We start from the raw sequence: 9009 nt of genomic DNA on the forward strand, positions 1-9009 counted from the left end.
GTATAACATCAAAAAAGGCAGCCATTGGCTGCCTTTCTTCATACTGCATCGAAATTAGCGACGTACGGCAATCGCTTCGATTTCAATCTTCACGTCTTTCGGCAGACGCGCCACTTCAACGCAGGAACGCGCCGGGAAGGTGGCATTGTGCTCGGTGAAGAACGCTTCGTAAGTGGCGTTAACGGTCGCGAAATCGTTGAGATCTTTTACGAAAACGGTCGTTTTTACGATATCGCCCACTTTCAGGCCCGCGGCCTCGACGATCGCTTTGACGTTTTCCAGCGACTGACGCGCCTGTGCGGACACGTCTTCCGGCACGCTGCCGGTTTTCGGGTCAACCGGGATCTGACCGGAAGTGATGATCATGCTGCCCAGGTCAACGCCCTGAACGTATGGGCCGATAGCTGCTGGTGCATTTTCCGTCGCAATAGTTTTGCTCATGATATCTCCAGATGAACTGCAGTAATTAGGTCGTAGCCATTATAGGGACGCCTAATTCCAATACCAACCGCAATTAGTTGGCCAGCACCACATAATGGGAAAACTCTTTTTCACAGTATTTGCATTTGAGTGCAACGTCATCGGCGCGTTTTTTCACTGCAAAGCTGGAGGAAACCGGCTCAGCGTGGCTGATGCAGTTGCTGTTTGGGCACACCAGCACGCTCTCAATACGATCCGGCAGGCTCGGACGCGATTTGCCCACCACTTCATAGTTGTCGATACGGTTCACGGTAGCCTGTGGGGCGTACAGCGACAGTTGGTTAACCTGCTCGTCAGTGAGGAAGGTATTCTCAATTTTGATCAGATCTTTGCGGCCCATTTCACCGGACGGCAGGTTCAGACCGATGGTGATGCGCTGGTCAGTTTCGGTCAGCTTGAACAGCGTCAGCAGTTTAAAACCGACCTGTGCCGGGATGTGGTCGATCACGGTGCCACGTTTGATGGCTTCTACCTGCAATTTGTTGTCGTGTGTCATCGTCATTCCCTCTTACAGAGCCAGTTCGCTATTCAGTACCAGTGCCAGTAACGCCTGGCGGGCGAAGATGCCGTTGCCGGCCTGCTGGAAGTACCAGGCGTGCGGCGTCTTATCGACATCGGTAGTGATCTCGTCAATGCGCGGCAACGGGTGCAGCACTTTCATATTGTCGCGTGCGCCGACCAGGTCTGCGGCGCGCAGGACAAACTGCGCTTTCACGTTGGCGTATTCGGACGGGTCGAGACGCTCTTTCTGCACGCGGGTCATGTAGAGAATGTCGACCTCGGCCATCACCTCTTCAATCGCGCTATGCAGGCTCCAGGCGATACCTTTCTCGTCGAGCATATCGAGGATGTACTGCGGCATCGCCAGCGCGTCCGGGGCGATGAAGTAGAAGCGGTTACCGTTAAATTTCGCCAGCGCCTGGGTCAGCGAGTGCACGGTACGGCCATACTTCAGGTCACCAACCATCGCGATGTTGAGATTTTCGAGACGGCCCTGGGTTTCCTGAATGGTGAACAGATCCAGCAGCGTTTGCGTCGGGTGCTGGTTTGCGCCGTCACCGGCGTTGAGTACCGGAATACCGCCGGAGAATTCGGTCGCCAGACGCGCCGCTCCTTCCTGCGGGTGACGCATCACGATGGCGTCGACGTAGGTGCTGATGACGGAGATGGTGTCAGCCAGGGTTTCGCCTTTTTTGCCGAGCGAGGTGTTGGCGCTGTCGGAAAAACCCACCACGCTGGCGCCCAGGCGATGCATCGAGGTTTCAAACGAGAGGCGGGTACGCGTCGAGGCTTCGAAGAAACAGCTGGCAATGACCTTGTGCTTCAGCAGCTCCGGCTGCGGATTGGCTTTCAGTTTAGCGGCGGTCGCCAAAACCAGCTCAAGGTCTTCGCGGCTGAGATCGTTTATGGAAATGATGTGTTTTTGATACAGCGGATTAGCCATGTTTATCTCCTGACGACGGCGCAAAAAAAAGCCCCTTAAATAAGGGGCTTTACGAATACGGATGCAACGGAAAGGAAAAACGGCAGGCCAGCGTCTTTTTTCAGACGCGGTAAGACGCGATGTCGTACACACTGAACCATAATTCCTCCCGGCAAAACGGCTGGCATTATACGCAGCTTTGGTAAGGGATCAAGCGCTGAATTCACATTTTAATCAACGAAAACGATTCTCATAGAATGAGTATTCGCTTTTTATGCATTTAAATTCTTAGCGCCACTCGTCTGGCACAAACTGTGCGCTAAACCGGCAGGACCGCAATAACAGGGTAAAAAGTGCTGGTATGGTATCGCGAATTTACGTATAACAACTAAAAATTGAAACATTGTTTTATTTGTGGAGTCATCATGATTATTGGCAATATTCACAACGTGCAGTCCTGGCTGCCGGAAGAACTGCGTCAGGCGATTGCCTACATTAAGGCTAACGTTACCGCGGAAACCCCGGAAGGGAAATACGACATTGACGGCAACCGTCTGTTTTATATGGTTTCAGAAAACATGACCGAGCCATTTGCCGAGCGTCGCGCCGAGTATCACGCGCGTTACCTGGATATCCAGGTGGTGCTGAGTGGTCAGGAAGGGATGGCGTTCAGCACCCAGCCTGCGGGCAAACCGGACACTGACTGGCTGGCCGACAAAGACATCGCTTTCCTGCCGGAAGGCGTGCAGGAAAAAATGGTGGTGATGAGCGAAGGTGACTTCGTGGTGTTTTACCCGGGTGAAGTACATAAACCGCTGTGCGCTGTCGGCACGCCGGCGAAAGTGCGTAAGCTGGTGGTGAAACTGCTGGTTGCCTGAGAAGTCACGCCCTGACCGTCAGGCCAGGGCGTAGCCCGCTTATTGGCTCAGCGTCGCCACCATCACGGCTTTGATAGTGTGCATGCGGTTTTCAGCTTGATCAAACACGATGCTGGCTGGTGATTCAAAGACCTCGTCGGTCACTTCCATCCCACCGTGCATACCGTACTCAGCGGCCATTTTCTTACCCAGCGTCGTCTGGTCATCATGGAATGCAGGCAGGCAGTGAAGGAATTTGACCTGCGGGTTGCCGGTCAGCTTCATCATGGCGCTATTCACCTGATAGTCGCGCAGCAGCGCAATACGTTCCGCCCACTTCTCTTTGGCTTCGCCCATCGAGACCCACACGTCGGTATAGATAAAATCGGCCCCTTTTACGCCTGCGGCGATATCTTCCGTCAGCGTCACGTTGCCGCCGTTTTTCTGCGCCAGCGCTTTACACTCGGCCACCAGGCTCTCTTCCGGCCAGCACGCTTTTGGCGCGACAAGGCGCAGATCCAGTCCGGTTAACGCTGCGGCTTCCAGCATGGAGTTACCCATGTTGTTGCGCGCGTCTCCGGCATAGACCAACGTCATTTCGTTGAATGCTTTGCCCGGCAGATGCTCCTGCATGGTCAGCAGGTCAGCCAGCAGCTGCGTCGGATGGAATTCGTCGGTCAAGCCGTTCCACACCGGCACGCCGGAGTACTCGGCCAGCGTTTCGACCACTTCCTGGCCGTAGCCGCGATACTGAATGCCGTCATACATGCGGCCCAGCACGCGCGCGGTGTCTTTAATCGACTCTTTATGGCCAATCTGGCTGCCGCTGGAACCAAGATAAGTGACGCGAGCGCCCTGATCGTAAGCGGCAACTTCGAAAGAGCATCGGGTGCGGGTCGAGTCTTTTTCGAAGATGAGCGCGATGTTTTTACCGGTCAGGTTCGGCGACTCCGTGCCGCTTTTTTTATCCGCTTTTAGTTTTGCCGCGAGTTGCAGCAGCGTGGTGATTTCTGCAGGGGTAAAATCGAGTAATTTTAAGAAGTTCTTTTTATACAGAGTAGACATTTTTCCCTCACCTGGCTCAAGCCACTTATTGAATTAAAATTCACTTTATATGTATGAATATTCATTTGCAACCCCAATAACAAATCTTTATCGGAAAGGTGGAGGCAATGGCAACGGTATGTGACAATAAGAGTATCAGCCACATTATGAGGAAAGAGCCATGGCAAACCCGGAACACCTGGAAGAGCAGCGTGAAGAAACACGTCTGATTATTGAAGAACTGCTGGAAGACGGCAGCGATCCTGACGCGCTGTACACCATTGAGCACCACCTTTCCGCTGACGATTTCGAAAGCCTGGAAAAAGCGGCAGTCGAAGCGTTCAAGCTGGGCTATGAAGTGACTGAGCCGGAAGAGCTGGAAGTGGAAGAAGGCGACACCGTGATCTGCTGCGACATCCTCAGTGAATGCGCGCTGAATGCCGAGCTGATTGACGCACAGGTTGAGCAACTGATGAACCTGGCCGAGAAATTTGAAGTGGAATACGACGGTTGGGGCACCTACTACGAAGACCCGAACGGCGAAGAAGGCGATGACGACGAAGATTACGTCGACGAAGAAGACGACGGCGTACGTCACTAAGTCATCTTATCACCTACGGCAGCGCCCGCTGCCGTAGGCAAGGATTTCGGTATGGATTACCCGCAAATACTCTCCCCGGTTCTCAACTTTCTGCACTGTAAAACGCCTCAGGCATGGCTCGATAAAGCCCGCGATCCGGAAAATCTACCTCTGTTGCTGACTGACCATTTAGTTTGCGAGCTGAAAGCGGCGCAAACGGCAATGCTGCTGGTGCGTAAATATGTCGCCGACAAAGCGGGTTCGCAGGCGCTGCTCGACTGGCTTAAGCCGTATGAAGCCTTTGCCTTTCGTGAGGGAGAAGAGCCGGATTTCGCCGCGCTAAATAAACAGATAAACAAAAGCGCGATGCCGCAGACCGACGACCCGTGGGGACGTCAGTTGATAGACAGCATGGTGCTGTTGATTAAAGAGGAGCTGCACCACTTCTGGCAGGTGCGTGAGGCGATGCAGCGTCGCAATATTCCCTATGTCAAAATCACCGCCAGCCGCTATGCCAAAGGCATGCTCAAAGAGGTGCGAACCCACGAGCCGCTGACGCTGATTGATAAGCTGATTTGCGGAGCGTATATCGAAGCCCGCTCCTGCGAGCGCTTTGCTGCGTTGGCGCCTTATCTGGAGGCGGATTTGCAGGCCTTTTATCTGTCGCTGCTGCGATCCGAGGCGCGGCACTATCAGGATTATCTGGCGCTGGCACAGCAGATTTCGGCGAACGACATTGGCGATCGGGTGCGTTTTTTTGGGGAAGTGGAAGCTGCGCTTATCACTTCTCCCGATAATGAGTTCCGCTTTCATAGCGGCGTGCCGGTATAAGTTATCCGCCTGCGCCTTACACCTTTCTAGCCTTCAGCAGAAAAATTTGGTGGCTGGAAATCGTTCATCTTTACCGCAATAATCGAAACTCATCACGGGGAAGCATAATCCCCGGAATAACGATTGATTTGGGTAAGGAAATTCAATGAACTGGGCACACGTATTACTGGCAGGGTATATCGGCGCGGTTATCGCCATCATCGTGGGGGTATTTCGCAAAAAAGGCTGGATTGGCAAGATCGCGGGCGGGGTGATTTTCGTGGTTGCGATCGTCGGCTGGAATCTGTTTGACGTGCATTACCTGATTCCGCGCGAAAGCCCGGACTATGGGAAAACGGAAGCGCAGAAATTCGAAGATGCGATGCTGACCATGCCTGTTTATCAGGTCATTAAAGAGCAGGAACCTGCGCTGTGGGAGCATATCCGCAACCAGTCGGCACAGATGAAAGAGGCCGGAAAAAGCGAGCAGCAGATTATTGACGCCATTCAGCCGCAGATCCTGCAGATGCAGATGGCGCGTTTGCAGCAGGCACCTGATGCCGAGGTGATTGGCTATATGAAGATTAATCTCGAGCAGATTGCCGCGGTGCAGAAAGTGGGGGACGACGAGTGCTTCCGTTTTCTGTTCCCGGCGGTAAAAGGTGGGATTAATCCGGTGCGCATTATTCCTCGCGAGATCATGGATCGTCGTATGGCGAGCGACATGGGCATGCTGTATGCCTCTCATGGTCCGAAAAAACATACCGTGACGGCAGAAGAAAAACAGCTGGCGCTTCAGGACCTGCAAACCCTCAGCCCGACGCTGGTGCAGCGTTATGGCCAGGATATTCAAATCATGGCTGACCCAAATAAAGGCGTGGGAAAAGAGAAGCTGACCTGTGACATGGTGCAGGATTTATGGGCTCAGGTACTTAAACTGCCGACCGCGCGTGCGGCCGGCGTGATACGCCTGATGTTGTCTGCCGAAATGCAATAACGTTGTAGTTCCCCTCAGGATAACCTCAGAGGGGTTTTAACATCCGGACTTCACAGTCGACGTGACCGGTGCAACCGAGGGGTTCCGCAATATGCGCGAACCCCAAACGCTCGTAAAGACGAATGGCTTCCGTCAGAAACGCGGTCGTTTCCAGATAGCACTGTTTAAACCCCTGCTCACGGGCGTGATCCAGCGCCATCAGCGCTAGCCGCTTCGCCAGCCCCTGACCGCGCACGCTCGGCAGGAAATACATTTTTTGCAGTTCGCAGATATCCGGTTCGCTACAACCTAACGGCGCAACACCGCCGCCGCCCACCACCTGACCATTCTGCTCTACCACCCAATACGCCGCGCCAGGCTGGCTGTAGACCTGAAACAACTCGTCGAGATTTGGGTCGGCCACGGTGTAGCCTTTATCAGCAGTCAGGCCATATTCGGCGGAGACCTGGCGAATCACATGGGCGATAGCCGCGTTGTCGTCGGCGGTGATGCGGCGTAGCGTCGCCGAGACAGGTGTAATGACACTCATAGCGAACTCATGACAGAAATGTGGAACATATGCAGTTAATACCACTGCGGTGAGGGGGAGCGCAAGCGAGGATAATTCAATAAAAAGCCTCTGAGCGAGGACGCCAGAGGCTTTTTAATCGTCAGTAGTGTCGGATGCGCTACGCTTTTCCGACCTACGTTGACGGTGCTGTAGGCCGGATAAGCGAAGCGCCATCCGGCAAACGTACAGGCACGATGATTACAGCGCGGCGATGACCGCCTGCTGCTCAATCAGCTTCGCTTTCGCTTCTGCATAACCGTCCAGCTTCTCACGCTCTTTCGCAATGACCGCTTCCGGCGCGCGGGCGACGAAACCTTCGTTGGAAAGTTTGCCTTCGATACGGGCAATCTCACCTTCGATTTTCGCCACTTCTTTCGCCAGACGCGCCAGCTCATCTTCTTTGTTGATGAGGCCAGCCATCGGGATCAGCAGTTCGGCGCCGTCGATGATTTTGGTCACGGAAACCGGACCTTTGTCATCGGCTGGCAGCACGGTGATGCTTTCCAGACGCGCCAGGTTCAGCAGGAAGCTACGGTTGTCGTTCACGCGACGCATTGCGTCAGCGCTGCAACCACGCAGCAGCAGCTCCAGCGGTTTGCCTGGGGCGATGTTCATTTCCGCACGAATGTTACGTACGGCAACGATCGCCTGCTTCAGCCATTCGGTATCGGCCAGCGCGGCTTCATCAACCTGCGCGGCGTTATATTCCGGGAACGGCTGCAGCATGATGGTGTCGGCGGTAATGCCGCAAATGACCTTCACGCGCTGCCAGATGGTTTCGGTGATGAACGGGATGATCGGGTGCGCCAGGCGCAGCAGACCTTCCAGCACGGTAACCAGCGTATTGCGGGTACCGCGCAGTTCAGACTCGGAACCCCCGGTCATTACCGGCTTGGTCAGCTCCAGATACCAGTCGCAGAACTGGTTCCAGGTGAACTCGTACAGGATGCCCGCGGCGATGTCGAAGCGGAAGTTATCCAGCGCTTCGCGGTACGCTTTCACGGTCTGGTTGAATTCAGCGAGGATCCAGCGGTCCGCCAGCGACAACGTCATTTCGCCGCCGTTGAAGCCGCAATCCTGATCTTCGGTGTTCATCAGCACGAAGCGGCTGGCGTTCCACAGCTTGTTACAGAAGTTACGGTAACCTTCCAGACGCTTCATATCCCAGTTGATATCGCGACCGGTCGAAGCCAGCGCCGCCAGGGTAAAGCGAAGGGCGTCGGTGCCGTGCGGCTCGATACCGTTCGGGAACTGCTTCTCGGTACGCTTGGCAATCTTCTCAGCCAGCTGCGGCTGCATCATGTTGCCGGTACGTTTTTCCAGCAGCTCCGGCAGGGAGATGCCGTCGACCATATCCAGCGGGTCAATAACGTTACCCTTGGATTTGGACATCTTCTGGCCTTCGTCGTCGCGAATCAGACCGGTCATGTAGACGGTATGGAACGGAACCTGCGGCTTGCCGTTTTCATCTTTGATGAAGTGCATGGTCATCATGATCATGCGGGCAATCCAGAAGAAGATAATGTCGAAGCCGGAAACCATCACGCTGGTTGGGTGGAACTGACGCAGCGCGTCGGTGTTTTCCGGCCAGCCGAGGGTAGAGAAGGTCCACAGCGCGGAAGAGAACCAGGTATCGAGAACGTCTTCGTCCTGACGCAGCGCAACGTCGGCGCCGAGGTTGTTTTCCTGACGCACTTCGTCTTCGGTACGGCCAACATAGACGTTGCCGTCGTTGTCATACCATGCCGGGATACGGTGACCCCACCACAGCTGACGGGAGATACACCAGTCCTGAATATCGCGCATCCAGGAGAAGTACATGTTTTCGTACTGCTTCGGTACGAACTGAATGTCGCCGTTCTCAACCGCTTCAACCGCCGGTTTCGCCAGCACGTCGGCACGGACGTACCACTGGTCGGTCAGCATTGGTTCGATAACCACGCCGCCACGGTCGCCGTAAGGTACGGTCAGGTCGTGCGGTTTAATTTCTTCCAGCAGGCCCAGTGCGTCAACGGCAGCGACGATAGCTTTACGGGCTGCAAAACGTTCCAGCTTCTGGAACTCTGCCGGGATCGCGTTGGAGTAAACGTCAGACTCTTCGCCTTTGGTGTCGTACACTTCCGCGGTTTCGCGGATGTCGCCGTCAAAGGTCAGAATGTTGATCATCGGCAGCGCGTGACGACGGCCAACTTCGTAGTCGTTAAAGTCGTGCGCCGGGGTGATCTTCACGCAGCCGGTGCCTTTTTCCATGTCGGCGTGTTCATCGCC

Annotated in this window: 12 protein-coding genes; 4 read left to right on the forward strand and 8 right to left on the reverse strand. The window is 54.7% G+C overall.

Annotated elements, in window-relative coordinates; all coding sequences use genetic code 11:
- Positions 1-54: 54 nt before the first annotated feature.
- The 4 genes from ridA to ACW14G_RS07575 all read right to left on the reverse strand — a co-directional run bounded on the left by ridA (position 55) and on the right by ACW14G_RS07575 (position 2064).
- Positions 55-441, reverse strand: coding sequence for a 2-iminobutanoate/2-iminopropanoate deaminase (gene ridA, locus ACW14G_RS07560; RefSeq protein WP_000047541.1), 387 nt, complete (start codon positions 439-441; stop codon positions 55-57).
- A 73-nt stretch (positions 442-514) separates the two neighbouring features.
- A complete protein-coding gene (gene pyrI, locus ACW14G_RS07565; protein ID WP_163445795.1) occupies positions 515-976 on the reverse strand; it encodes an aspartate carbamoyltransferase regulatory subunit in 462 nt (153 codons plus the stop codon).
- A gap of 12 nt (positions 977-988) precedes the next feature.
- Positions 989-1924 (reverse strand): aspartate carbamoyltransferase, encoded by a 936-nt coding sequence (gene pyrB / locus ACW14G_RS07570; RefSeq protein WP_163445794.1) that lies wholly within the window; start codon positions 1922-1924, stop codon positions 989-991.
- Between the two features lie 35 nt (positions 1925-1959).
- Positions 1960-2064 (reverse strand): pyrBI operon leader peptide, encoded by a 105-nt coding sequence (locus ACW14G_RS07575; protein ID WP_191091012.1) that lies wholly within the window; start codon positions 2062-2064, stop codon positions 1960-1962.
- Between the two features lie 264 nt (positions 2065-2328).
- Between ACW14G_RS07575 and ACW14G_RS07580 the strand changes: the two genes are divergently transcribed.
- The gene (locus ACW14G_RS07580; protein WP_163445792.1) at positions 2329-2781 is read left to right on the forward strand and encodes a YhcH/YjgK/YiaL family protein; all 453 of its coding nucleotides are present in this window, start codon (positions 2329-2331) and stop codon (positions 2779-2781) included.
- Between the two features lie 39 nt (positions 2782-2820).
- Here the strand turns inward: ACW14G_RS07580 and argF are convergent, their stop codons facing one another.
- Both argF and argL read right to left on the reverse strand, forming a co-directional pair.
- Positions 2821-3825, reverse strand: a complete 1005-nt coding sequence (gene argF / locus ACW14G_RS07585) for an ornithine carbamoyltransferase (RefSeq protein WP_065358336.1) — start codon at positions 3823-3825, stop codon at positions 2821-2823.
- Positions 3795-3890, reverse strand: coding sequence for a putative translational regulatory protein ArgL (gene argL / locus ACW14G_RS07590; RefSeq protein WP_411908129.1), 96 nt, complete (start codon positions 3888-3890; stop codon positions 3795-3797). The genes argF and argL overlap by 31 nt, the downstream gene beginning before the upstream one ends.
- Positions 3891-3985: 95 nt before the next feature.
- Between argL and rraB the strand changes: the two genes are divergently transcribed.
- The 3 genes from rraB (at position 3986) to ACW14G_RS07605 (ending at position 6191) form a co-directional block, all read left to right on the forward strand.
- Positions 3986-4405, forward strand: a complete 420-nt coding sequence (gene rraB, locus ACW14G_RS07595; protein WP_163445790.1) for a ribonuclease E inhibitor RraB — start codon at positions 3986-3988, stop codon at positions 4403-4405.
- 51 nt (positions 4406-4456) lie between these two features.
- Positions 4457-5215: a tRNA isopentenyl-2-thiomethyl-A-37 hydroxylase MiaE gene (gene miaE / locus ACW14G_RS07600; RefSeq protein WP_249022400.1), complete on the forward strand. Its 759-nt coding sequence runs from the start codon at positions 4457-4459 to the stop codon at positions 5213-5215.
- 145 nt (positions 5216-5360) lie between these two features.
- Positions 5361-6191 carry a topoisomerase II gene (locus tag ACW14G_RS07605; protein ID WP_163445788.1) on the forward strand — a complete coding sequence of 277 codons (831 nt, stop codon included), beginning with the start codon at positions 5361-5363 and terminating at the stop codon, positions 6189-6191.
- Between the two features lie 25 nt (positions 6192-6216).
- Here ACW14G_RS07605 and ACW14G_RS07610 read toward each other — a convergent pair whose 3' ends face one another.
- Positions 6217-6720, reverse strand: a complete 504-nt coding sequence (locus ACW14G_RS07610) for a GNAT family N-acetyltransferase (protein WP_163445787.1) — start codon at positions 6718-6720, stop codon at positions 6217-6219.
- Between the two features lie 219 nt (positions 6721-6939).
- A partial coding sequence (gene valS, locus ACW14G_RS07615; protein WP_455648552.1) for a valine--tRNA ligase occupies positions 6940-9009 on the reverse strand: 2070 nt, incomplete at its 5' end.

This window comes from Kluyvera sp., from assembly GCF_965301105.1.